Source organism: Ruegeria sp. H3 (genome assembly GCF_056533095.1).
On the sequence record NZ_JBQFOD010000017.1, the window covers coordinates 37,070 to 60,696 of the forward strand.

General features: G+C 57.8%; 21 protein-coding genes. 5 read left to right on the forward strand and 16 right to left on the reverse strand.

Annotated elements, in window-relative coordinates; genetic code table 11:
- The first annotated feature begins 124 nt into the window (after positions 1-124).
- A complete protein-coding gene (locus tag ACR0JE_RS17065; RefSeq protein WP_480865027.1) occupies positions 125-817 on the forward strand; it encodes an SDR family NAD(P)-dependent oxidoreductase in 693 nt (230 codons plus the stop codon).
- Here ACR0JE_RS17065 and ACR0JE_RS17070 read toward each other — a convergent pair.
- The 10 genes from ACR0JE_RS17070 to yajC all read right to left on the reverse strand — a co-directional run bounded on the left by ACR0JE_RS17070 (position 812) and on the right by yajC (position 7,806).
- The gene (locus ACR0JE_RS17070) at positions 812-1,354 is read right to left on the reverse strand and encodes a DsbE family thiol:disulfide interchange protein (RefSeq protein WP_480865028.1); all 543 of its coding nucleotides are present in this window, start codon (positions 1,352-1,354) and stop codon (positions 812-814) included. The two genes, ACR0JE_RS17065 and ACR0JE_RS17070, sit on opposite strands and share 6 nt — an antisense overlap.
- Positions 1,347-1,505, reverse strand: coding sequence for a heme exporter protein CcmD (gene ccmD, locus ACR0JE_RS17075; RefSeq protein ID WP_480497463.1), 159 nt, complete (start codon positions 1,503-1,505; stop codon positions 1,347-1,349). The genes ACR0JE_RS17070 and ccmD overlap by 8 nt, the downstream gene beginning before the upstream one ends.
- Positions 1,502-2,275: a heme ABC transporter permease gene (locus ACR0JE_RS17080; protein ID WP_480542355.1), complete on the reverse strand. Its 774-nt coding sequence runs from the start codon at positions 2,273-2,275 to the stop codon at positions 1,502-1,504. The genes ccmD and ACR0JE_RS17080 overlap by 4 nt, the downstream gene beginning before the upstream one ends.
- Before the next feature lie 61 nt (positions 2,276-2,336).
- Positions 2,337-2,993, reverse strand: coding sequence for a heme exporter protein CcmB (gene ccmB / locus ACR0JE_RS17085; RefSeq protein WP_480865029.1), 657 nt, complete (start codon positions 2,991-2,993; stop codon positions 2,337-2,339).
- A complete protein-coding gene (ccmA, locus tag ACR0JE_RS17090) occupies positions 2,990-3,604 on the reverse strand; it encodes a heme ABC exporter ATP-binding protein CcmA (RefSeq protein WP_480547292.1) in 615 nt (204 codons plus the stop codon). Before ccmA ends, ccmB begins: the two co-directional genes overlap by 4 nt.
- Positions 3,605-3,751: 147 nt before the next feature.
- Positions 3,752-4,105 (reverse strand): Mth938-like domain-containing protein, encoded by a 354-nt coding sequence (locus ACR0JE_RS17095; protein ID WP_480546731.1) that lies wholly within the window; start codon positions 4,103-4,105, stop codon positions 3,752-3,754.
- Positions 4,106-4,114: 9 nt separating this feature from the next.
- Positions 4,115-4,861, reverse strand: a complete 747-nt coding sequence (locus ACR0JE_RS17100; RefSeq protein WP_480542349.1) for a TSUP family transporter — start codon at positions 4,859-4,861, stop codon at positions 4,115-4,117.
- On the reverse strand, positions 4,854-5,822 hold the full coding sequence (gene secF, locus ACR0JE_RS17105) for a protein translocase subunit SecF (protein WP_480542348.1): 969 nt from the start codon (positions 5,820-5,822) through the stop codon (positions 4,854-4,856). The genes ACR0JE_RS17100 and secF overlap by 8 nt, the downstream gene beginning before the upstream one ends.
- 1 nt (position 5,823) lies before the next feature.
- Entirely contained in the window at positions 5,824-7,485 is a 1,662-nt protein-coding gene (gene secD / locus ACR0JE_RS17110) for a protein translocase subunit SecD (protein WP_480865030.1), read from the reverse strand.
- 33 nt (positions 7,486-7,518) lie between these two features.
- The gene (yajC, locus tag ACR0JE_RS17115) at positions 7,519-7,806 is read right to left on the reverse strand and encodes a preprotein translocase subunit YajC (RefSeq protein WP_170449793.1); all 288 of its coding nucleotides are present in this window, start codon (positions 7,804-7,806) and stop codon (positions 7,519-7,521) included.
- A 200-nt stretch (positions 7,807-8,006) separates the two neighbouring features.
- Between yajC and ACR0JE_RS17120 the strand changes: the two genes are divergently transcribed.
- A complete protein-coding gene (locus ACR0JE_RS17120; RefSeq protein ID WP_480865031.1) occupies positions 8,007-9,668 on the forward strand; it encodes a mechanosensitive ion channel family protein in 1,662 nt (553 codons plus the stop codon).
- An 86-nt stretch (positions 9,669-9,754) separates the two neighbouring features.
- The gene (gene serS / locus ACR0JE_RS17125) at positions 9,755-11,047 is read left to right on the forward strand and encodes a serine--tRNA ligase (RefSeq protein WP_480542342.1); all 1,293 of its coding nucleotides are present in this window, start codon (positions 9,755-9,757) and stop codon (positions 11,045-11,047) included.
- Positions 11,048-11,098: 51 nt separating this feature from the next.
- Here serS and ACR0JE_RS17130 read toward each other — a convergent pair whose 3' ends face one another.
- The 5 genes from ACR0JE_RS17130 to ACR0JE_RS17150 all read right to left on the reverse strand — a co-directional run bounded on the left by ACR0JE_RS17130 (position 11,099) and on the right by ACR0JE_RS17150 (position 16,467).
- Entirely contained in the window at positions 11,099-11,686 is a 588-nt protein-coding gene (locus ACR0JE_RS17130) for a helix-hairpin-helix domain-containing protein (protein WP_480865032.1), read from the reverse strand.
- 86 nt (positions 11,687-11,772) lie between these two features.
- Entirely contained in the window at positions 11,773-12,759 is a 987-nt protein-coding gene (locus ACR0JE_RS17135) for a fatty acid desaturase (RefSeq protein ID WP_480865033.1), read from the reverse strand.
- A 162-nt stretch (positions 12,760-12,921) separates the two neighbouring features.
- Complete coding sequence (der, locus tag ACR0JE_RS17140) at positions 12,922-14,385, reverse strand: ribosome biogenesis GTPase Der (RefSeq protein ID WP_480542336.1); 1,464 nt, start codon at positions 14,383-14,385, stop codon at positions 12,922-12,924.
- 48 nt (positions 14,386-14,433) lie between these two features.
- Entirely contained in the window at positions 14,434-15,756 is a 1,323-nt protein-coding gene (locus tag ACR0JE_RS17145) for a PQQ-like beta-propeller repeat protein (RefSeq protein WP_480542334.1), read from the reverse strand.
- A gap of 39 nt (positions 15,757-15,795) precedes the next feature.
- Positions 15,796-16,467, reverse strand: coding sequence for a hypothetical protein (locus ACR0JE_RS17150; protein ID WP_480865034.1), 672 nt, complete (start codon positions 16,465-16,467; stop codon positions 15,796-15,798).
- Positions 16,468-16,693: 226 nt separating this feature from the next.
- Between ACR0JE_RS17150 and ACR0JE_RS17155 the strand changes: the two genes are divergently transcribed.
- On the forward strand, positions 16,694-17,920 hold the full coding sequence (locus tag ACR0JE_RS17155; protein ID WP_480865035.1) for an efflux RND transporter periplasmic adaptor subunit: 1,227 nt from the start codon (positions 16,694-16,696) through the stop codon (positions 17,918-17,920).
- Positions 17,917-21,684, forward strand: coding sequence for an efflux RND transporter permease subunit (locus tag ACR0JE_RS17160; RefSeq protein WP_480865036.1), 3,768 nt, complete (start codon positions 17,917-17,919; stop codon positions 21,682-21,684). Before ACR0JE_RS17155 ends, ACR0JE_RS17160 begins: the two co-directional genes overlap by 4 nt.
- A gap of 64 nt (positions 21,685-21,748) precedes the next feature.
- On the opposite strand, the gene ACR0JE_RS17165 is transcribed toward ACR0JE_RS17160, so the two are convergent.
- Positions 21,749-23,554, reverse strand: coding sequence for an ABCB family ABC transporter ATP-binding protein/permease (locus ACR0JE_RS17165; protein ID WP_480865037.1), 1,806 nt, complete (start codon positions 23,552-23,554; stop codon positions 21,749-21,751).
- Positions 23,555-23,627 lie beyond the last annotated feature (73 nt).

The window sequence follows — 23,627 nt, forward strand, 5'->3', positions numbered from 1 at the left end:
GACGCCTACGGGCGTCCTTTTTGCATTTTTTAGCGAGGCTCTGCCTCGCGCTCCGAGGTATTTACGAACAGAAGAAGTTGAATATCGCCCATAATCCGGGTCTGGTCAGCGCAAGGAGGCTGGTATGGATAAAGTGGCATTGATAACAGGCGGCGCGCGCGGAATTGGGCGCGCAATTGTCGACGAATTGCGCGGCGACCACCATGTGGCGTTCACCTGGTTGACGAGCGAACCGGATGAGAAAAGCGAGTGTCTGGCCTTGCGTTCTGACCTGACAGCAGAAGGGCAGCCCGAGGCGGTTATTCAGCAGGTCATAGAAAAGTTTGGACGTCTCGATCTGATCGTGAACAATGCCGGAGCGGTTACGATGACCCCGAAAGACGTGTTCGATAAGGATGATCACCTCTCCATATTGGACCTGAACCTGCTGGTGCCCGCCGCGTTGCTGACCGCAGCTTTGCCGCATCTGAAACCGGGCGCCGCGATTGTCAGCATCTCTTCGATGAATGCCCTTCTGCCGCCCAAGGATGCGGTGACCTATGGGGCCAGCAAAGCTGCACTGAACTTGTGGACGCGTGGTATGGCCAAAGAACTGGGGCCCAAGGGTATTCGCGTGAACGCCGTGGCCCCTGGCGCGATCAACATCCCCGAGGCGCCGCGACCGGATGACCTGAACGCCTTATTCGTCAAGGATACCGCTGTTGGACGCGTAGGCCAGCCAGAAGATATTGCAAAGGCCGTTCGGTTTTTGGCCTCGGATGACGCCAGTTTCATTACGGGTGAAGTTCTGGGCGTTACCGGCGGGTATCGGTTATGAGCCGCCTGCCGCCTGGTCCAGAGCAGGCCGGATCGTGCTTTCGATGACACGCCGCGTGATCGGCCCGGCGAAGCGTAGGATCACGGTACCCTCGCCATTAATCACATAGGTCTCGGGCACGCCGTAGAGGCCCCAATCCAGAGCCATACGCCCCTGCTCGTCTCGGCCTATGCCTGAATAGGGATCGCCTAGTTCTTGCAGAAAGCTTTCGGCATTATCCAGCTGATCTTTGTAGTTGATGCCGTAGACGGGGATGCCTTCGGCAGACAGCGCTTCGAGGTTGGGATGCTCGGCCCGGCAGGGCGCGCACCAGCTGGCCCAATAATTGACCAGCTTAACCTTGCCATCCCTTAGCGTTTCATCGTTGAACAAGGTTTTGCCGGGAAACTCGGTCAGGACGACAGGTGGTGCAGGCTGTCCTTGCCGCGCAGAAGGCAGCGCGTCGGGATCCTCACGGAACATGCCAATCCCGGCAAGAACCGCAAATGCGCCGAAGATCAGGGGTGGCGCGATCATAAGGGGCGAAATCTTAGCCATTGCGCGTCACTCTTTGTTCAACCTTTTCCATCTCGGTCCGTACTTTGCGGCCGCGCATCACGCTGATCGCAACCAGCGCCAGCAGCAAGCCGATTGAAACGGCATAGGACCACAGAACAGCATCTGCATATTTTCCAAGATCGGGGATCATCCGCCCACCCTTTCACGTGCCAGCAGGGCCTTGACGCGCCGCGCGCGGATTTCGGTGCCTGTGCGGTAGAGAACCAGCGCGATGAACAGCAAAACAAAGCCGATGATGCAGATCAGAAGCGGGTAAAAGAAGATGTTACTCACCTTCTCCTCGGTATCTGTGCCTGTGATGGCTCCTGCCCGCATAACGGATGCGCCCTGATGCAGGCCTTGGTTCCAGAAATTCACTGCATAGCGGCTGAGAATGGCGAAGACCGAGCCCACTAGACACAGGACCGATGTCAGGTCGGCCGCCGTATCAGGGTCTTCTATTGCTTCCCAAAGCGCCACATAGCCAAGGTAGAACAGAAACAGGATCAGGAATGAGGTCAAGCGCGGATCCCACGCCCACCAGGTGCCCCACATGGGCTGGCCCCAGATGGCTCCGGTTGCCAATGCAATCAGAGTCATGACAATGCCCACTGGGGCTGCGGCTCGGGCAGCCAGAGCGCTGACATGATGGCGGCGCACCAGCCAGATCAACGAGGTTACCAGCATCATCAGCCAGCAGTTGATGGCCATCAATGCCGCAGGAACATGCAGATAGATGATCTTGACGGTCGATCCCTGTTTGTAGTCGTCGGGCGTGAAGAAAAAGCCCCAGACAAGCCCGACCATCAGACACAATGCTGAGGTGATCCAGAAAAACGGCAAGATGCGTTCGCTGGTGGCAAGAAATTTGCGCGGATTGGCATATTCCCAAAGGGCGTTGGCTCTGGCTGCGATTGTCATGGCTGATATCTAGTCTGAAACTGGCAGTTTCTCAATTGACCTCCGTCAAGAATGTGGCGCTTCACCGCAGATTGATCCGTAGCACAGCCGCGCTGGCAAATGGCAGCAAGGCAATCGTGGCGGCGGTAATCCCGGCCAGCATCAGCAGCGGGGTCTGTGTGTCCATTCCGGTCGCACCGCGACGGGCGACCTCTGCCCCGAAAATCAGAGTCGGAACGTAGAGCGGCAGCACCAAGAGCGAAAGAAGTAACCCCCCACGTTTGAGCCCAACGGTCAAGGCCGCGCCGAAGGTGCCGATCACGCTCATGGCCGGGGTGCCCAGCAGCAGTGAGATCACCAGCCCAAAAAAGCCCGGTGCTGGCAGGTTCAGCAAGATGCCTAGAAAAGGCGCAGCCAAGACCAATGGCAAACCCGTGGTGATCCAATGTGCAAGCGCTTTGATCGACACAATGGCTTCGAGCGGCAACGGGGCCGTTGCGAGAAGATCCAGTGATCCATCCTCCCAATCCAACGCGAGGAGACGGTCGAGCGAAAGCAGACAGGCCAGGAGCGCACCGAGCCATAGAATGCCGGGTGCGATGGTGGACAGCAGCGCCGACTGCGGGCCAACTGCTAAGGGCACCAGAACCGTCACGATCAGGAAAAAGGCCAGCCCCAGACCAAAGCCGCCCCCGGCCCGGAAGGCCAGTTTCAGGTCGCGCAGCAGCAGAGCGATCACAGGAACCCTCCGTCCAGATCATCGGTCAGGTCAAGACGGGCTTTGTAGGGACCGACATCCAGTATTTCAGCTTCAAGACCCAGATCGATATGGGTGGCGATCAGGGCGGAGCCGCCCTGCCCCAGATGTCTTTGTACGGTTGACGCGAACATTTGCACCGCGCTTTGGTCCAGGGAAACGGTCGGCTCATCCAAGGCCCAGATTGATCGGCCCGTCACCAACATGCGCGCCAAGCCCAGCCGCCGCTTTTGACCTGCTGACAGATTGCCCGCGTGGCGATCTGCAAGCGCGTTCAGATGAAAGGCATCCAATGCGGGCTGGATGTCATGCGTTCCGAAGACCTCAGCCCAAAAGGTGAGATTCTCGGTCACGGTCAGGGTTGGTTTCAACCCGTCTGAATGAGAGGCGTAGGCGATCTGATCCTCGGCCCCGTCGATACGCCCGGACAGCGGTGGTTGCAGACTTGCCAAAGTGCGCAGCAGCGTTGTCTTGCCGATGCCGTTCGGTCCGCGAACGATCAGAGCCTGACCGGGGGCAAGCGAGAAGCTCAGCCCTTCGAGCACGGGAATGCCGCCACGCGCAATCGCCAGATTTGTCACCGTGAGTGTCATATCCATCGCTTATCTGATTGGAGAGGCGGGCAAAAGGATGGATTTGCCGCAGGGTTCATAGGCCTGTTCATATGGTGAGTGCGGGAGCGAGAGGCCAGCCTCTCGCGCTCTCCGGGATATTTTTTGGCCAGATGAAGGAGGATCCGTTTACACGGGGATCAAGGCAAGCGCGATGCGGCGACCTTCAGAGAGCAGCACGTTATAGGTGCGGCATGCGGCGGGTGAATTCATGATCTCGACACCAAGGCCCGCCTCTTCCAAAGCGTTGCGCAGGTCTGCTGGAATATGGGATAGCTCAGCGCCTGTACCAATGAACAAGACATCGACCACATCTGCAAGTGCCAGCAGATCGTCGACCTGTGCATAGCCGTCCCAGAGTGTTGTTCCTGTTGGACCGGTCAGGATGCCGCCGTGATGCAACTGTCCACCAATGCGAAAAAAACCGGGGCCATAGCCATCGACAGGCTGGGCATTTGTATAGGTAATCTCATTCAATCGCATGCGTGTCTTTTACCCCCAAAGCGGCAGGCCGGACAAGGCGGCAAAGGCAATCGCCAGATAGGCTGCGTTGCGGTAGATGCGCTCGCGCTCAGGTCGGAATAGCCAGCCGCCCAGCCAATTGCCCAGTAGGTTTGGTATCGCAAGCGCAAGCCCCAGACCTGCGGTTGCATAGGTGACTTGCCCCATTGCCGTCAAAAACCCCAGCAGCAGGAAGTCGAACGCTAGAAGGAACAACAAGATGGTTGCCCGGATCACCTCGACCGGCAGCGGGCGTGACATATAAAAAAGAATGACAGCTGGCCCCGGGAGGCCCGCAACGCCGCCCAGGAAACCCGCTGCGGCACCGATCGCGTTGACCATCATGTGGCTGACGTGACCGTGATAGCGCAGGCCCAGGATCAAGATGGCTAGCATGGCCAGCGCAAGGCCGCTGACCGCGTAGCGGAACACATCCGGGTCGACTTGGGTAAGAAGCCACAGGCCTACGGGCAAGACCAAGGCGCAGCTTATTACCAAGCGCCACAGGTCGGCCTGATTCACAGACACCCAAGCCCTTCGCAGGTTGGGCAAAGGGCCGAAGACATCCATGATGGTTAAACCGATCAGGGCACCAAACGGACCCAAATGCGGCGTTGCAAGGGGAAGGAAGATCAGCGCAGTTCCAAAACCTGAAAACCCGCGCACAACGCCGCTGAGACCTGCGGCAAAGACAATGATGGCCAGCCCCTGAGGGGACTGGCCGAAAAGCTCAGGCATCCACGTTGGCAAACTGGTTGCCCGCGTTGTTTGATGGCTTGGACCAGTCTCGCTTAACCCCCAACCACAACAGGATGGTTGAGGCCACGAAGACCGACGAATAGGTCCCCACGATCACGCCCCAGATCATCGCGAAAACAAAACCGCGGATCACGTCACCGCCCAAAACATAAAGCGAAATCAGCGCCAGAAGGGTGGTAACCGAGGTCATCACCGTCCGGCTAAGCGTTTCGTTTATCGAGATGTTGAGCACCTCTTTGAGGTCTTTCTTTTTGTATTTCCGCAGGTTCTCGCGCACCCGGTCGAACACGACCACGGTATCGTTCAGCGAGTAGCCGACGATGGTCAGCAGTGCAGCGATGATGGCCAGATCAAAGCGGATTTGGAGTTCCGAGAAGATACCGATGGTCAGGATCACATCGTGCACAAGAGCCGCGACCGCGCCCAGTGCGAATTGCCACTCAAAGCGTAGCCAGATGTAGACAAGCACCGCCCCGATGGCCAATGCCACGGCGATGATCGCCGTTTGGATCAATTCGCCAGATACCTTCGGGCCGACCGATTCGACTGAGACAAACTGGATATCCGGGATCACGGTTTTTAACGCCTCTTCGACGGCGGTGATTGTCGCCGCCTCAACCGCTTCGGCATCAGCCTGCGCCTGAATGCGGATCATCGCAACGTTTTCGTCCGGGCCAAAGGTCGGATCAAAAATCTCGGTGATCGTCACATCGCCAAGCCCCAAAGGCGCGATGGCATCGCGATAGGTGCCCACGTCAATTTCAACCGCACTTTGGGTCCGAATGGTCGTGCCACCGCGGAAGTCGATACCAAAGTTCAGCCCCTGCAAAAGGAAAGAGGTGAAGGCGATGACCATCATCAGGCCCGAGATACCCAGCCAGAGCTTCCAGCGGCTGAAGAAATCGAACGAGGTGTTCTGGGGTACGAGTTTCAGTCTCATGTCAAACCTCGATCGTTTTCGGGCGGCGGCGTTCGAACCAGATCACAACCAACAGTCGCGTGACGAAGATCGCCGTAAAGACCGAGGTCAGAATACCCAACCCCAGTGTAATCGCGAATCCGCGTACCGGCCCGCTGCCCATGGCAAACAGGATCACGGCGGTGATGAACGTGGTGACGTTGGCGTCCACAATAGCTGACAGCGCCTTTTCATAACCCAGCTCGATCGCGCGTGCCGGGCCTTTAGCGGATTTCAGTTCTTCTCGGATTCGTTCAAAGATCAGCACGTTGGCGTCAACGGCCATACCAACTGTCAGAACTATGCCCGCGATGCCTGGTAGAGTTAATGTAGCTCCGATGAGGGATAGAAGGCCGAACAGAAGGCCCACGTTGATGATGAGCGCGACATTGGCGAAGAGACCAAACAACCCGTAGCTGAGCGCCATGAAGGCCAGCACTGCCACAAATGCCACGATGGTTGCGACCTTACCTGCATCGATACTGTCTTGGCCCAGCTCTGGTCCGATTGTGCGTTCTTCCAGAAAGACCAACTCTGCCGGCAGGGCACCCGCGCGCAGCAAGATTGCAAGGTTAGTGCTTTCCTCAACGGTGAAATTTCCGGTGATGATCCCAGACCCACCCGGGATATGGCTTTGGATAACAGGGGCCGAGATGACCTCATCATCCAGCACAATCGCGAACGGCGCGCCGATATTGTCGCGAGTGTAGTCACCAAACTTCCGGGCGCCCGAAGTGTTAAAGCGGAAGCTGACAGCCGGGCGGCCATTTTGGTCAAAAGAGGGCTGCGCATCCACCAGTTCCTCACCGGTTACCACCGGGGCGGATTCGATGATGTAGAAGACACCGTTTTCATCAATCGACGGCACCACCTCTTGACCGATGCCAGCGACGGCATCTGGATCGGTGCCGCGATTGATCACGGGGTTAAAGGTCAGCTGCGCCGTGGTTCCTATAATATCCTTCAGCTCGCCAGCGCTGCCGATCCCCGGCACCTGGATCAGGATACGATCCGAACCCTGACGTTGGATGGTTGGTTCACGCGTACCAACCTCATCAATCCGGCGGCGCACGATTTCCAACGCCTGACGTACCGTTCGGTCATCCGAGGCAAGCTTCTCGGCTTCAGACAGTTGAACGATGATTGTATCCCCGTCGGCGCGGGCTTCAATATCCGTGGCACCAACCCCGGTTAGGGTTTGCACCTGACGGGCAAGCCCTCGCACAACCTCAAGCGCGCGGGGCATGCCTTCGGGCTGGCTGATGCGCACACGAATCTCACCGGGTGCTGCGTCCTGCCTGCGGATCGTGCCGACAGTGGACCGTTCATCCCGCAATGCGTCGCGGATTTCCGGCCACATCGCCTCCATCCGCGCCTCATAGACGTCTTCGACCTTTACCTCGGCCAGCAGATGCGCGCCGCCCCGAAGATCAAGGCCCAGATTGACCAGCGAAGATGGCAGCCAGTTCGGCCATAGCGCGGCCTCGGCCTGATTTTCCGGCGTATCAGCGCCCAGCTCGATGGCGGCTTTGGCGTCGTTCGAAAGCTCGACCCGCGTGTAAAACGCATTCGGCAGGGCCAAGAGCAGGCCGGTCACGCAGACCAGCCAGATCAGAACCCGCTTCCAGGTATCAATTTGCAGCATTGCCCTGCCTTTTCAAGGAATTGTCAGGCGAAGTTACTTCGCAGGTTCGGTCTTGTTCAGAACTTGAGCAATGGTTGATTTGACCACGCGAACCTTGACACCCTCGGCGATCTCGACCTCGATCTCGTTTTCGCCTTCCTTGACCTTAGACACTTTGCCGATCAGCCCGCCTTGGGTGACAACTTGATCACCGCGGCGCACCGCTTCGACCATGGCCTGATGTTCTTTCATCTTTTTTTGCTGCGGACGGATCAGCAGAAAATACATGATCGCGAAGATCAGGATCAGCGGGAGAAACTGGGCGATTGCGCCACCTTCCATGGGATATTCCTTTGCTTTGTGCTGCGGTAACGTTCCGCAAATTTGGCGGGAACCTATGCGCTGATATGCCTGTTTGCAAGCAAAGGCGGCGGTGTGACCCACCTGCACTGCCGTCCCCCCCCCAAGGACGGCACAGAGCGTTGCAGATATGCCCTAGGAACACGAGGCATCTTGGGTATAGTCGGCCCTAGGGGGGCGTGATGAGATTTCTCTACAAATACTTGCAGCGACTGAAGCTTTTGCTATCCACGCTGCTGCTGATCACCATTCTATCCACCGCAGGACAGGCTCAGGATACACCCGCTGAGCCATCCGAGGCTGACGCGGCTGGCTCTGAAGTGTTCAAAGCGCCTGTCATTATCGATGGTGATCCGCTCTTCTTCTTGCGTGGTTCGTCTGCTCTGCCCGCCAATGAACGGGCTGAGCGGGTCCAGAACAGGATCATTGAAATCGCTGAATCATCAGAAAGCCTGAATGTCGAGATCACCTATCGGGACAGCGAGCTCGGAACGGAGATTCTTGCAGATGGTGTTGTTGTATCCGTGGCAACCGAGGCGGATGCCGAACTGGACCAGATGGAGATCGATATTATCAGCGTGTTGCAGGGAGATGCGATCCGCGAAGCCATCGTCACCTACCGTGCCAACCGCAGTGATCAGGCGCGCGTTTCCGGCGCTATCGAGGCCGCTGGCTGGACCTTTGGGTTTGTGGTCTTCATCGTGCTGATCCTTTGGCTGCACCGACGGATCAAGCGGCGCACGCTGGAAATCGTTCAAGGCTATTTGAAAGACGTTGAAACCGTGACGGCCAAAAGCGTCCAGGCCGAAGCGATTGCCGCCCTGATCCGCTATGGGCTGAACTTTATCCTGCTGATCCTCTTCTTTCTGGGTTTCTATTATTACCTATCCTTCGTGCTGCTGTCGTTTGCCGAAACTCGGTATTTTGCCCAGTTGCTGCTGACCTACCTGACCGAGCCGGTCCTGCTGATCTTCAGAGGCATCATCAGCTACATTCCCAACCTTATCATGCTGGCGCTGATCACATGGATCACGCTGTATATCATCCGGGGAATGCGGGTGTTTTTCGACGCGGTCGAGGCCGGATCTTTTGAGATGCGGGATTTCGAAAGGCACTGGATCAATCCAACCTTCAACATCGCACGGGTTGTCGTCGTTCTAATCGCACTGGTCTTTGCGGTGCCTTACATTCCGGGCTCGGACTCGGCGGCCTTTCAGGGGCTGACTATCCTTGTGGGGGCTATGCTGTCGTTAGGCGCAAACTCGGTTGTGTCAAACATGCTGGCTGGCTTGTTTGTGATCTATCGCCGATCAACCTCGATTGGGGATCGCATTCAGATCGGTGATCACATCGGTGACGTGGTGCAGATCAAGCTGATGGAAACCCATCTGAAATCCATCAAGAACGAATTGATCTCAATCCCAAACTCCCAGTTGATGAATTCAGACGTTGTGAATTTCTCGAAGAAAACCGATGGCAGCGGCTTGTTGCTGCACACAACGGTTGGCATCGGTTACGAAGAGCCACCCGAAAAGATCGAGGCGATGCTGATCGAAGCCGCGCATCGCACCAAGAGCATCAAGACCAAACCAGAACCCTTCGTTTTGTGGACTGCGTTGGCTGACTACGCGATCAACTATCAGATCAATGGATATACCACGCGAGGCAGCATAATTCCCAAGATCAGATCTGATCTGCACCGTAACATCGTGGCCGTTTTCAACGAGAACAACGTCCAGATCATGACGCCGTCTTACATCGCCGATCCGCCAGAGCCCAAAATTCCGACTGAAGGTTGGGACGGCCATCTGGCGCATGAAGATGATGGGGATGAAAAGGCCTAGGCGGAAATCGCTTAACGGGTGCTACACCCTTGCTGCCATATGGTGCATAAGCGGCTTTAGTGATTCACGCATTAAGGATCTGAACTATGCACGACATCCGCGCCATACGCGAAAACCCTGCCGCCTTTGACGCCGCCCTTGCGCGCCGTGGGGACGCGCCGGTGTCGTCAGATTTGTTGCGGCTGGATGAAAGCCGCCGCGCCAAGATTCTGGCCGCAGAGACGGCGCAGGCCGAACAGAACAAGGCCAGCAAAGAGGTCGGCGCCGCCAAGGGCCGTGGGGATGAGGCTGAATTCGAACGCCTGCGCGCGCTTGTGGCGCAGAAAAAGGCCGAAATCGCCCAGATGCAGAACGAGGCCAAGGACCTTGATGCGCTGCTGACCGACCAACTGGCGCGCATCGCCAACCTGCCCGCGGACGACGTACCCCAGGGTGCGGATGAAGAGGACAATGTCGAAGTGAACCGCTGGGGAAATCCCCGCAACTTCGATTTTGACCCGAAGGAGCATTACGACATCCCCGCCGTTGCCGCAGCGATGGATTTTGAAACCGCCGCCAAGACCAGCGGCAGCCGGTTTGTGAACCTGTCCAAAGGCGTGGCACGCATACACCGAGCACTGGCCCAGTTTATGCTGGACACCCATATCGACAAGAATGGTCTGACCGAAATGCAAACCCCCGTTCTGGTTCGGGATGAGGCGATGTACGGCACCGACAAGCTGCCGAAATTCGGCGATGACAGCTATCAGACCACCAATGGCTGGTGGCTGATCCCGACCTCTGAGGTCACACTGACCTATTCGGTATCCGGGGATATTCTGGACGAGGCCGCCCTGCCCATCCGCATGACTGCGCACACCGTCTGCTTCCGGTCCGAGGCTGGCAGCGCCGGTAAGGACACTGCCGGTATGCTGCGGCAGCACCAGTTTGAAAAGGTCGAGATGGTCTCGATCACTCATCCGGATAAATCGGACGAGGAACAAAAACGAATGCTGCGCTGCGCCGAGGACCTTTTGGAGCAGCTAGGCATCCCCTACCGCACCGTTGTCCTGTGCACCGGTGACATGGGCTTCGGCGCGCGCCGCACCTTTGACATCGAGGCATGGCTGCCCGGTCAGGATACCTATCGCGAGATCAGCTCGGTCTCGACCACCGGCGATTTTCAGGCGCGTCGCATGAATGCCCGTTTCCGCCCCGAAGCGGGTGGCAAACCGGAATATGTCCACAGCCTGAACGGCTCGGGGCTGGCCGTGGGGCGCTGCCTTATCGCCGTGCTGGAGAACGGGCAGAACTCAGATGGCACTGTGACCCTGCCCGAGGTTCTGGCCCCCTATCTGGGCGGCAAACGGACCCTGCAAACAGACGGCACGCTGGCATAAGAAAACCGGCGCTTCGACTAGCGCCGGTCTTTCCCAAAGGGCGAGGAAGGCTTACTTCTTCGCCTTTTTCTTATCCTTTTTCTTATCTTTCTTTTTGCTGTCCTTCTTACCAGCGTCTTTTTTCTTGTCGTCCTTCTTGGACTTCTTGTCCTTCTTCGACTTGGCCTTCACCTTGTCCTTGGCTTTCGAGAACGCGGCCTCCATCTCGGCACGTTTCTTGGCGGCCTTTTCAGCCTTTGCTTTTGCCTTGGCCTTCTTCTTCGCCTTCGCCTCGGCGGCTTCGGCAGCGGCTTTTTCCTCGGCGGCTTTCTTCGCGGCTTCTTCCGCACGTTTTTCAGCTGCGGCGGCAGCAACGGTTTTGCGCGTAGTAGTTTTTTGGGTCGCGGGTTTGCGAGCCGCCGGTTTGCGTGTCGCAGCCCGCCGCGTTGCCGGGGCGCGCTTCGCGGTGGCGGGTTTCGAAGCGATTGCTTCTTTGGCAGCAGCGATCAGAACAGCGGCGCGCGCCAAACCAATTCTAGGGACCTTGACCAGATCTTCGGGCTTGGCCTTTGCCATGGCTTCGGCTGTCTTATAGCCATTGGCGGCCAAAGCTGTGGAGAGCACGTCTCCCACACCTTTTACGTTGGTCACTGCGGTCATTATCGGTCCTTTCTCTCATTCCCTGCATCTACGTATATACACTGGATATACAAACCTTCAAGTCACGACGGCCACTTGCTGCGATCTTAACTGCTATGGGCCAAATTGGCCGTGCGCCCCTTTTTCGGAAAAGGCACCAGACGCTTTGCATCTTCGTCCCAAAGTTTGAGGTTCAGCGCTGCCACAGCCTCGGGGAATTTGATCCGGCGCGGGGTGTATTCGGGCGGCAGGTTATAGTGGCAAGCGCGCAACCGATAAGATGGGATGCGGGCATTGAAATGGTGGATATCATGCAGGGTTATACAGGCCACCGCATTATCGAACCACCATCCAAAGTCCAAAGCCGAAGATCCCTGTAGCGCTGCGACTTTAGGATCGAGATCAGGCCGCCTGTCCCAGTAGGTGTCTTCGAAATTGTGCTGAAGATAGACAAGGAACACACCCAGCATTCCGCCGATAAACGAAAACACAAGCCAGACCAGAATGCCTGTTGTCCCCGCGATCAGCCAGAGCAGCCCCAGAAACACAATGATCGACAGGTTATGCAAAAGAACACCGGCAACGCCGAACCGGACCGTGTTCTTGGGCCAGCGATAGCGGATGAAATAGGTGAACAACGCCCCAACGGGCACAAGGATGAATGGGTTGCGATACAGACGATAAAACAGGCGTTTCTTCCAGTCTGCCTCAGACCATTCCCGTAGGGTCATGGTGTGGATTTCACCGGTTTCACGGTGTTCCAGATTGCCGATCCCCGAATGATGCAGGTTGTGGTTCTGCTTCATCACCTCGAACGGCGCGAAGGTAAACGGCGACAACCCATGCCCCGCCCATTCATTCTGTTGCCGTGTCTCAAACAGCGAATGGTGCCCACAATCGTGTTGCAACACGTAAAGACGTACGGCTGAGAAAGCAAAAACGATGCCAGCCGGAACCATGATATACCAGCGATCCACGAACGCGATCGCCATAGCCAGCGATGCAAAATACACCGCAAAAGTTCCGAAATAGCTTAGCGCTGCCAGCCTGTTATCCTGAACTGCGTATTGTCTTGTATATTCCCTAAGATCCATCCAATGCGCTCCCCACGAGGCCTGGTTAATTTGAACCAAAAATAAGCGCGGATTGCCCGCGTACAAGCCGCGCGCATGAAAACATATGCACGCAGACGAATGCTAGCGCGGGGAAAAGGCGCTGTCACGCCCCAAGGCTAAAAACGCTGAAAATTGGCGCAGTTACGCCTTACCCTTGAGATGCTTGGCCAAAGCACCGGCATTTTTCTTGCGCCGTCCCTTATACGGGTTCTTGTCGCCTTGCCCCCGCAGGGTCAGGCGGATCGGCGTGCCGGGCATGTCAAAATCTTCGCGCAAACCATTCACCAGATAGCGAGTGTAGCTGGCGGGCATCTTGTCGGGATGTGAACACATCACCACAAATCCTGGCGGGCGGGTTTTGGCCTGGGTCATATAGCGCAGTTTTATCCGACGCCCTTGGGGTGCTGGTGGCGGGTGCTGTTCCAGCATTGCAGTCAGCCAGCGGTTCAACGCAGCTGTGGGCACGCGGCGATTCCAGACGTCATGCGCACGCAGGATCGCAGCACGCAAGCGTTCAAGCCCGCGACCCGTCTTCGCCGATACGGTGATCAGCGGCGCACCGCGCAGTTGCGGCAGCAAGCGTTCAAAGGACTCCTTGAGGTCACGCAGTTTTTCCTGCTTGTCCTCTTCGATATCCCATTTGTTGACAGCGACGACTACGGCGCGCCCTTCGCGTTCAGCAAGGTCAGCGATGCGCAGGTCCTGCTGTTCGAATGGAATGGCCGCATCCAGCAAGACGACCACAACTTCGGCAAACTTCACAGCGCGCAGACCATCTGACACCGAGAGTTTTTCAAGCTTTTCCTGAACCTTGGCCTTTTTGCGCATCCCCGCCGTGTCGAAAATCCGCATAGGAGTGCTGTCGCCATCGGGATCGGCCCAGTCGATCCGCAAGCTGATCGCGTCGCGGGTAATCCCGGCTTCGGGGCCGGTTAGTAGACGATCTTCGCCAACGATTTTATTGATCAGCGTGGATTTACCAGCATTCGGGCGGCCTACGACGGCAACCTGCAAGGGCTTCGCTGCCGTAATCAGAGGAGTTTCGCCCTCGCCATCCTCATCAAGCTCGATATCGACGATGGGCGCGTCATCCTCGGCCTTTTCATCAGCCGCATCTGCCAAGGGCATAAGTTGAGCATAGAGATCCGTCATCCCCTCGCCATGCTCTCCCGACATACGCACAGGTTCGCCCAGACCCAGATTGTAGGCCTCAAGCACACCGGCATCCGCCGCCGAGCCTTCGGCCTTGTTGGCAGCCAAAATCACGTGTTTCGAGCGTTTGCGCAGGATCTCGGCAAACATCTCATCCGTTGGGGTCAGCCCTGTACGCGCGTCTATCATGAACAGGCACACATCGGCCATATCCACCGCACGTTCTGTCAGGCGGCGCATCCTGCCCTGAAGGCTGTCATCGGTAGCGTCTTCGAGACCCGCCGTGTCGATAACCGTGAACCGCAGATCGCCCAGCCGCCCTTCGCCTTCGCGCAGGTCGCGCGTCACGCCGGGCTGGTCGTCGACCAGGGCCAGACGTTTGCCGACAAGGCGGTTGAACAGAGTGGATTTGCCCACATTCGGGCGCCCCACGATGGCGAGGGTCAACGACATGTTCTCAACTTTCAAGACTCAAGATGCGCCCTTTAGCGTATCTTTGGGTCAACGGAAAGCGTGTAGATCACCCTTGGTCGAGACGACGTATAATGTCTGGTTGGCCACAACAGGCGTTGTTGTTGCGCCGCCCGGCACCTCGACCTGATTGATCAGCGATCCGTCAACCGGATTGAAGAAGCGCAGATAGCCATCATTGGACGCCACCACAAGACGCCCACCCGCCAAAATCGGGCCATAGTGGGCCACAATCGGCCCGCGCCGCCCTGGGCGGTCTTTTACAAAACCCGGTAGGTCCTGCGCCCAGATGACGGACCCGTCAGCCGCACTCAGGCGCACCAGTTGGCTACGATCACTAATCAGGAAAACGCTGTTACCTGCAGGCCAAACCGTATCGACCGCGCCTTCATCTGCGGTCCAATTCCGCTCACCCGATGCGGCGTCAAACGCAACGGTGCGACCCGAGTGATTTCCGATGTAGATCGTGTCGCCGACCACCATGGGGGAACCCGTGACATCCACGATCTGGGCGGCGGCCCGCCCCCGACGCCCACCAGCGACCGAGGCGTTCCAACGACGGATGCCACCACGACGGAAGGTGGCAGCGATGTCCCCCGATCCGAACGCAAATACCGAGAGGTCCGAGGCAATGACCGGCGCAGGCGCACCCAGAACATTGCCGACGCTCGGGGTACCTTCGATCTGCCAAGCGATACGCCCATCCTTGGTCGTGATGGCCCAGCCGGTTTCGTCGCCCGCGACCAGATATAACAGCCCATCCGACACCAAGGGCGAACCACTGCCTGTTGCGTTCAGGCGATTCTGCCAGCGAACGGCACCACTTTTGGCGTCCAACGCTGTCAGACGGCCAAAACCGGATGATACATAAAGAACCCCATCCGCGTAGGCCATGCCACCACCTGTGGCATCACCGTCTTTGTCCGTGGCAGGGATAAGATCCGCAGTCCATGCCACCTGCCCCTGAGGCGTCACCGCCGAAACGGTGCTGGCCGCGTCCAGCGTGTAGATCAGGCCACCGGCGACAACGGGCTCAGCAGTGATGCGCTGCTTGCGCGAGTCGCCTGCACCGATCGAAGCCGACCAGACCCGCTGCGGCGCAGCCCGCAACGCGGCATGGGTTGTTCTGAAGGCAGGCGTACCGGGGCTTTGTGACCAGCTGCTGTTCGCAGTTTGCGCCGGCAGGCTGATGGGCTGCGACCCTTGCGTTTCCACAGTCTCGGTATCGGATGCGGGTCGGATGTCTTCGCGTGCGCCGGGAAGTATAACCTCGGGCTCTTGGCAGGCAGCCAACGTGGTCAGGGCAATCGCCGCAGCGGGCAGCCCCATGCGGGAGAATACATTTGTTACCATATCAATCCGAACTCGCCTGTCCTTTGTCTTCCCGTCAGCTTAGCCTTGTTGTGCCACTAACGGGTCCGGCTCGCCACCCAAAGCGGTGATCAGTTGCGCGGCACGCTGCTGCATATCGATCCCGATCTCGGCATCTTGTCGCAGCGCTTGCAGACGATCCAGGGCCGCATCCACATTGCCTTCGGAAATGTCGATGAGCGCCAATTGTTCTTCCGCCAGCAGGCGCAGCGGTGCACCAGGGGCGGCCAGCGCCTCAAACTGCAAGCGCCGCTCTGCAACTGGCATCGTATCTGTCTGCAGCAAGAGCGCCTTGAAGCGTGCAATCGCGCGATAGATTTCCGGCAGATCCCCTTGCACAGCGATTGCATTCAGGCTGGCTACTGCATCCGGCTCCGAACCGGCTTCGATCTGCGACGCGGACAGCAACATGTTCAAAACCGCCTCGCCACCCGCAGATTGGGTCTCAATCCCTTGCAAACCAGCGGCCCGCGCGGCGGAATCATTCTCGGACAATGCCGCGAGAATCTCGTCACCCAGCGACTGTGCTCGTGCTGTCTCGCGCGCTTTGCGCACCTCATTGAAGGCCGCGCCACCTACGATCAGGATGACAGCAACAACACCAACCCAGCCCCAGCGGCGCAACAGCAGGTACATCCGGTCGCGCCGGACCTCTTCTGTGACCTCATCGATGAAACTGTCGGTATCGCTCATCCCTGCCCCCGGGCTGTTCTGTCTTGCATTCGTGCGCCATGTCATACCCCGCCGCCACGGCCAAGCCAAGAGCCGGATTTCGCACGATCTTGATGCCAGAGTCAGCCCTTGCGAAAAAAAGTGAACCGAACTATTCAGTTCAGCGTAGAAAATCCACATGCCGAACCCCATCTACAGGCATGAATGTCAGATATTTTCTGATACGGAACTCTGGGAGTACCACTTTATGCGGTTGATTTCATTCATCAACGCCATTCTGGTGATTGTTGCTTTGTATTTTCTGGTTTTTGAGCGCGACTCGCTGTTTGCATTTGCCGGGCGCGACGACGCGGATGCGCCTGCCGCCGCTGAGGGTGAAATCCCGGACGCCGCAGCCGAAGACGCGGTGCGCGTGGTGGCTATTCGCTCACAAGCGCGCGAGATCGACAGCGCCGTTCTGTTGCGCGGCGAAACACAAGCGAACCGTCAGGTTGAAGTGCTGGCAGAAACCACATCGACCGTTGTGTCAGAACCCAAGCGGCGCGGCGCCTTTGTCGAAAGCGGCGATCTGCTGTGCGAACTAGATCCCGGCAGCCGTCCCGCCAGCCTGGCCGAGGCAATGGCCGGGAAGCTGGAAGCGGAAAGTCGTGTACCCGAATCCGAGGCACGGCTGGAAGAGGCGCACGCCCTTGTTGCCGAAGCGCAAATCAACCTGACGGCAGCTCAGAAGTTGTCAGAAACCGGGTTCGGATCAGAGACCCGTCGTATTTCCAGCGAAGCTGCGATGAGTACCGCCGAAGCCGGTATCAAATCCGCCGAAGCGGGGTTAGAAGCCACCCGCGCGGGTATCGAGGCAGCCGCGGCAGAGGTCGAAGCCGCTCAGCGTGAGATCAACCGCCTGACCATAAACGCCCCGTTCCGAGGTCTGCTGGAAAGCGACACGGCAGAATTGGGCAGCTTGATGCAGCCTGGCTCTCTTTGTGCCACGGTAATTCAGCTGGACCCGATCAAGTTGGTTGGATTTGTACCCGAGACCGAGGTCAATCGCGTACAAGTCGGTGCTGAAGCATCTGCACAACTGGTCACGGGTCGACAGGTTGAAGGCCGCGTGACATTCCTCAGCCGTTCAGCGGATGAAACCACCCGCACCTTCGAGGTGGAAATCACCGTGCCCAACGCGGACCTGACCATCCGTGATGGACAAACCGCCACGATTCGCATTGCAGCCGAAGGGGCCAAGGCACATTTGCTGCCTCAGTCAGCATTGACGCTGAACAACGAGGGTCAATTGGGCGTTCGGACGGTCGGAGCGGGTAATATTGTCGATTTTGCACCCATCCGCGTGCTGCGCGACACGGCCGAGGGCGTTTGGGTTGGCGGATTGGCAGAAACCGTTGATATTATCGTTGTCGGACAGGAATTCGTGATCCGGGGTGTCACTGTCGCCCCAACCTATCAGGAAGTGTCGCAATGACAGGTGTTGTCGCATGGGCCGCTGATCGGGCCCGAATGGTTCTGGCCTTTATCGCCATCTCGCTGGTCATAGGCGGGTTTGCCTATGTGAATCTGCCCAAAGAAGGCGAGCCGGATATTGAAATCCCGGCCCTGTTTGTGTCGGTCCAGTTTCCAGGCATTTCCGCCGAGGATTCCGAAAACCTGCTGGTCAAGCCAATGGAGACGGAACTCGCTGATCTTGACGGTCTGAAAGAAATGACCGCCACGGCTGCCGAAGACTATGCCGGTATCGCGCTCGAATTTGATTTCGGATGGGACAAGACCGCGATCATGGCAGATGTACGCGATGCCATGAACAGTGCGCAGGCCGAGTTCCCGGAAGGGGCCGAACAATACTCGCTGTTCGAGATAAACTTTTCCGAATTCCCGATCGTGATCGTCAACCTGACCGGCGCTGTGCCGGAACGCACGATGGCGCGCGTCGCCAAAGACCTGCAGGACGAGCTGGAGGCACTGGATTCAGTGCTCGAGGCCGGGATCGCCGGCAATCGGGACGAGCTGCTGGAAGTCATCATCGATCCGCTAAGGCTCGAAGCCTATAACGTCACCGCAGCTGAGTTGATTGATGTTGTTCGCAACAACAACCAGCTGATCGCAGCCGGTGAAGTTGATACTGCACAGGGCACATTCTCGGTCAAAATCCCATCGTCATTTAAAACCCCAAGCGACGTGTATGGCCTTCCGATCAAGGTCAATGGCGACCGGGTTGTCACCTTGGGCGAGTTGGCCGAGATCAATTATACCTTTGAAGATCGCGAAGGTACGGCCCGTTTCGACAATGTACCAACCGTTGCTTTGCAGGTAGTCAAACGCAAAGGTTTCAACCTGATCGACACGGTTGAGCAGGTCAAAACCACAGTGGCCGAAGCGCAAAGTAAATGGCCGCCTGAACTGCAGGCGGCTGTCGATGTGGGCACATCAAACGACCAAAGCCGCATTGTCGGTTCGATGGTCAGCCAGTTGGAAGGCTCGGTTCTGACGGCGATTGCGCTGGTGATGATCGTTGTTCTGGCTTCGCTAGGTTCGCGCGCAGCTTTGCTGGTAGGCTTTGCGATCCCTACGTCGTTCCTGCTGTGTTTCGCATTTCTCGCGGTCATGGGAGTGAGTATCTCGAACATCGTGATGTTCGGTTTGATCCTGGCCGTGGGTATGCTGGTGGACGGCGCAATCGTGGTTGTCGAATTCGCGGACAAGCGCATCAAGGAGGGCGTTGGGCCGATGCATGCCTATGTGCAGGCTGCGCAGCGTATGTTCTGGCCTATCGTCTCGTCAACCGCCACTACACTTTGCGCATTCCTGCCAATGCTGTTCTGGCCCGGTATTCCGGGTGAGTTCATGGGGATGCTTCCGGTTACCCTGATCTTTGTTCTGTCCGCTTCGCTCATCGTTGCGCTGATCTACCTGCCGGTCATGGGCGGCGTGTCCGGACGGCTGAGCCGTGTCTTCGACCGTTCGTCGAACTGGTTGCGCGCACGCACCCCATGGTGGTTGCGTGCCGTATTGGTGGCACCGTCGTTCTACCTTGTTTTCCTGGGTGCGATGCAGGTCCTGAATCCGGGATATTTGCTACCGGTTGGTGGATCATTTGCGGGCGCTGTGCTGATGATCTTCGGCGCATTTGCCGGGTCGGTAACCCTGGGCGCCGCCAAAATCGAACGCGCGCCAGATACCACCGTTCACACCGCGAAAGAGCACACGCCGTTCGGATATGCGATCAAGTTTCTGGTCGGCAATCCAATCATGCCAATCGTTTCAATCGTCGCTGTAGGGTTTGCCGTTATTTCGGTTGTTACATATTTCGGGGAAAACAATCGCGGTGTTGAATTTTTCGTCGAAAGCGAGCCGGAACAGGCCACCGCCTATGTGCGCGCCCGCGGGAACCTCTCACTCGATGAAAAAGACGCCATGGTGCTGGCAGCAGAACAGGTTATTGCCGCGCATCCAGCGGTTATCAACGTGTTCTCATTCGCGGGCGAAGGCGGTCTGAATCAGAACAATGGAGGGGCCGAAGCCCCGGCAGATACGGTTGGTCGCGTCCAGTTCGAGATCATCCCATGGGAAGACCGTCCCAATGTGCACGAACCCATTCTGGGTGGCCTGTTTGACCGCCATTCCGTCGCCCCCGAGTATGACGGCGACTTTGTCCTGGAAGAACTGGGGGCTCAACTGGCCGAACTGCCGGGGTTTGTTGTCGAAATAGCGGCGCTAGAACAAGGCCCCGCCTCTGCCAAGCCCGTGCATCTGCGGATCAAGGGTGACAATTGGGACAGCTTGACCGCAGCCACCAACGCCGCACGTGCACAGTTCGATACGACACCCGGCCTGATCAAGGTTGAAGACACCCTGCCCCTGCCCGGCATCGACTGGCAGATTGATGTGGACGTTGCCAAAGCGGGCCGTTTCGGCGCCGATGTGGCGACCGTTGGTGCGATGGTTCAACTGGTCACACGTGGCATCCTGCTGGGTGAGATGCGCCCGGACAGCACGGATGAGGAAATCGAAATCCGGGTTCGCCTGCCCGAGGAAGATCGGGTGCTTTCAACGCTGGATACCTTGAAAGTCCGCACGCCGGACGGTTTGGTGCCCTTGTCGAACTTTGTCACGCGCCAACCGGTGCCCAAACTGGCCGAGATCAACCGCATTGATCAGGAGCGCTACTACGATGTCAAAGCGGATGTTGAACCGGGCCTGAGCAAACTGTTTGTGAACGGCAGTGACGGCACCGAACAGCGTCTGGCCGTGGTCCGCGCGCTTGAGGACGGCACAGAGCCTACCACATCAACCCTGACCATGCCGGATGGCAAGCGGTTCGATCTGGTGATGCTGACGGGTGCAGCTTCGATTGCCGAGCTGCGCACAGCCATCGACGATGGTGATGCGCGGACCAGCCTGATCAACCCGAACGAGCGGATCGCTGTTCTGACCGAGTGGCTGGACGCCAGCCCCTTCGACCCCGCGATCAGCTGGGAATGGACCGGCGATCAGGAGGATCAGGCCGAGTCCGGGGCCTTCCTGATGAATGCCTTTGCCGGTGCGTTGGGCTTGATGTTCGTGATCCTGCTGGCGCAGTTCAACAGCTTCTACAACTCGATCCTGGTTCTACTGGCCGTGGTCCTGTCCACCACCGGGGTGTTGATCGGAATGCTGGTGATGGAGCAACCCTTCTCGATCATCATGACCGGCACCGGGATCGTGGCGCTGGCGGGGATTGTGGTGAACAACAACATTGTTTTGATCGATACCTATCAGGAATACAGCCGCTATATGCCGCGTATTGATGCGATTGTCCGCACAGCCGAAGCCCGGATTCGCCCGGTTCTGCTGACTACCCTAACCACCATGGCGGGCCTGACGCCGATGATGTTTGGCCTGTCTCTGGACTTCATCAATGGCGGCTACACAATCGACAGCCCGACCGCATTGTGGTGGAAGCAGCTGGCAACTGCCGTGGTCTTCGGGTTGGGCATCGCAACGGTTCTGACGTTGATTGTCACGCCCTCGATGCTGGCTCTGCGCGTTTGGGTGACAACCTACGCGATCTGGTTCGGCAGGTTGCTGGCACGCGTCACCGCAGGCCGCTCTAGCCAGATCGCGCAGGATATGGCCATCGGGCGCAGCGCGCGGGCGATGCAAGCGACCGAGCTTGTTTGGACAGATCCACCCGCAGCAGCGGACAAAACGCCAGACGCACCACCCGGTGCACCATTGAAAGCTGCGGAGTAAATTAAAAAAGGGCCGGATCAAACGGCCCTTTTTTCACCTCGAACAACTACTGAAAAAAATCAGTTCAAGCTGCCTGAGTATCTGATTGCTGGCGGCTCCAAAGCTGCGCATAACGCCCCTCTTGCGCCAACAATGCATCATGCGTGCCTTGTTCGATAATCTCGCCGCTTTCCAGAACCACGATCTGATCCGCCTCAGCAATCGTGCTCAGCCTATGGGCAATGGTGATCACCGTACGCCCCTCACCTGCGCGGGCCAGGGCATCCTTGATCTCCTGCTCGGTGTCAGTGTCCAGCGCCGAGGTCGCCTCGTCCAGCAGCAGAATAGGTGGGTTCTTGAGTAGCGTCCGGGCGATGCCAACGCGTTGCTTCTCACCGCCGGACAGCTTCAACCCGCGCTCACCAACCTTGGTATCGTACCCCTCAGGCAAAGAGGTGATAAACTCATGTATCTGCGCTGCGCGTGCGGCCTCTTCTACATCCGCCTGCGTCGCGCCATCCCGACCATAAGCGATGTTGTAACGGATGGTGTCATTGAACAGGACAGTATCCTGCGGCACCACACCGATAGAGGCATGCAGGCTGTCCTGCGTCACATCGCGCACATCCTGGCCATCAATCTTCAGCGATCCGCCGGTGACGTCATAAAAGCGAAACAGCAAACGCCCGATGGTCGATTTCCCCGATCCGGTCGCACCCACAATGGCCACAGTCTGCCCGGCTGGAACGGTCAAAGACACACCTTTGAGGATTTCGCGCTCGGCCTCATAGCCGAAACGCACATCCTTTAGGGTAACCTCACCCCCGTTGACCTGAAGGTCCGGCGCAGTTGGCTTGTCTTCAACCTCGGCAGGCTGTTCCAACAGATCAAACATCTGCCCCATATCAACCAAGGACTGCCGGATTTCGCGGTACACTGTGCCCAGAAAGTTCAGTGGAACGGTGATCTGGATCATGTAAGCATTCACCATCACAAAATCGCCCACGGTAAGTGAGCCGCTTTGCACCCCGATAGCAGCCAGCACCATAACGCCGATCAGACCACAAGTGATCAGGAAGGACTGACCGAAATTCAGAAATGCCAATGAATAGGCTGTTTTCAACGCCGCTCCGGCATAGGCTTTCATCGAAACATCGTACCGCTCAGCCTCACGCGTTTCGGCGTTGAAGTACTTGACTGTTTCGAAGTTCAACAGGCTGTCGATGGCGCGTTGGTTCGCTTCGGTATCCTGGTCATTCATCTCGCGCCGCAGCTTCACGCGCCATTCGGTAACCGCAAAGGTGAACCAGATGTAAAGGGCGATCGTCACGGCGACGACAACCAGATACCAGACATCAAACAGCCACATCAGGATGATGGCGACCAACAGCAATTCCAGAATCAGCGGCCCGATTGAGAACAGCAAGAACCGCAGTAGAAAATCGACCCCTTTTACGCCACGCTCGATAATCCGGCTAAGCCCGCCGGTACGGCGGGAGACGTGATAACGCATCGATAGCTGATGGATATGCTGGAAGGTCTCTAGCGCCAGCGCGCGCAGGGCCTTCTGACCCACTGGTGCAAAGGCTGCATCCCGTAGCTGCTGAAAGCCCACTGTCATCATACGCGCGACACCGTAGGCAACTGTCAACCCGACTGCGCCCAGCGCCACGGGCGGCACCCCTTCGCCGGCCAATGCATCGACCGCCCCTTTGTACAGAATCGGCGTGTAGACAGCGATCAGCTTGGCCAGCACCAGCATGCCCATCGCAATCACCACCCGGCGTTTTACCCAAGGCTCATCCTCGGGCCACAAATACGGTGTCACTTTGCGGATCGTTCGCCAGCCCGAGCGGCGTTCGTCGATCTCGGCCATTTCGTCAGAAGTCATTGGGGCCGTCCGTCTCATCACGTGCCTTATCTGCGGTCAGAGATATCGTCTGGCCCTCAAAGGGCCAGAAGTT

Bases quoted from the DNA above. Each gene is read 5' to 3' on its own strand.
- ACR0JE_RS17065 (WP_480865027.1), top strand. From the start codon at position 125: ATGGATAAAGTGGCATTGATAACAGGCGGCGCGCGCGGAATTGGGCGC.
- ACR0JE_RS17070 (WP_480865028.1), bottom strand. From the start codon at position 1,354: ATGGCTAAGATTTCGCCCCTTATGATCGCGCCACCCCTGATCTTCGGC.
- ccmD (WP_480497463.1), bottom strand. From the start codon at position 1,505: ATGATCCCCGATCTTGGAAAATATGCAGATGCTGTTCTGTGGTCCTAT.
- ACR0JE_RS17080 (WP_480542355.1), bottom strand. From the start codon at position 2,275: ATGACAATCGCAGCCAGAGCCAACGCCCTTTGGGAATATGCCAATCCG.
- ccmA (WP_480547292.1), bottom strand. From the start codon at position 3,604: ATGACACTCACGGTGACAAATCTGGCGATTGCGCGTGGCGGCATTCCC.
- ACR0JE_RS17095 (WP_480546731.1), bottom strand. From the start codon at position 4,105: ATGCGATTGAATGAGATTACCTATACAAATGCCCAGCCTGTCGATGGC.
- ACR0JE_RS17100 (WP_480542349.1), bottom strand. From the start codon at position 4,861: ATGCCTGAGCTTTTCGGCCAGTCCCCTCAGGGGCTGGCCATCATTGTC.
- secF (WP_480542348.1), bottom strand. From the start codon at position 5,822: ATGAGACTGAAACTCGTACCCCAGAACACCTCGTTCGATTTCTTCAGC.
- secD (WP_480865030.1), bottom strand. From the start codon at position 7,485: ATGCTGCAAATTGATACCTGGAAGCGGGTTCTGATCTGGCTGGTCTGC.
- yajC (WP_170449793.1), bottom strand. From the start codon at position 7,806: ATGGAAGGTGGCGCAATCGCCCAGTTTCTCCCGCTGATCCTGATCTTC.
- ACR0JE_RS17120 (WP_480865031.1), top strand. From the start codon at position 8,007: ATGAGATTTCTCTACAAATACTTGCAGCGACTGAAGCTTTTGCTATCC.
- serS (WP_480542342.1), top strand. From the start codon at position 9,755: ATGCACGACATCCGCGCCATACGCGAAAACCCTGCCGCCTTTGACGCC.
- ACR0JE_RS17130 (WP_480865032.1), bottom strand. From the start codon at position 11,686: ATGACCGCAGTGACCAACGTAAAAGGTGTGGGAGACGTGCTCTCCACA.
- ACR0JE_RS17135 (WP_480865033.1), bottom strand. From the start codon at position 12,759: ATGGATCTTAGGGAATATACAAGACAATACGCAGTTCAGGATAACAGG.
- der (WP_480542336.1), bottom strand. From the start codon at position 14,385: ATGTCGTTGACCCTCGCCATCGTGGGGCGCCCGAATGTGGGCAAATCC.
- ACR0JE_RS17145 (WP_480542334.1), bottom strand. From the start codon at position 15,756: ATGGTAACAAATGTATTCTCCCGCATGGGGCTGCCCGCTGCGGCGATT.
- ACR0JE_RS17150 (WP_480865034.1), bottom strand. From the start codon at position 16,467: ATGAGCGATACCGACAGTTTCATCGATGAGGTCACAGAAGAGGTCCGG.
- ACR0JE_RS17155 (WP_480865035.1), top strand. From the start codon at position 16,694: ATGCGGTTGATTTCATTCATCAACGCCATTCTGGTGATTGTTGCTTTG.
- ACR0JE_RS17160 (WP_480865036.1), top strand. From the start codon at position 17,917: ATGACAGGTGTTGTCGCATGGGCCGCTGATCGGGCCCGAATGGTTCTG.
- ACR0JE_RS17165 (WP_480865037.1), bottom strand. From the start codon at position 23,554: ATGACTTCTGACGAAATGGCCGAGATCGACGAACGCCGCTCGGGCTGG.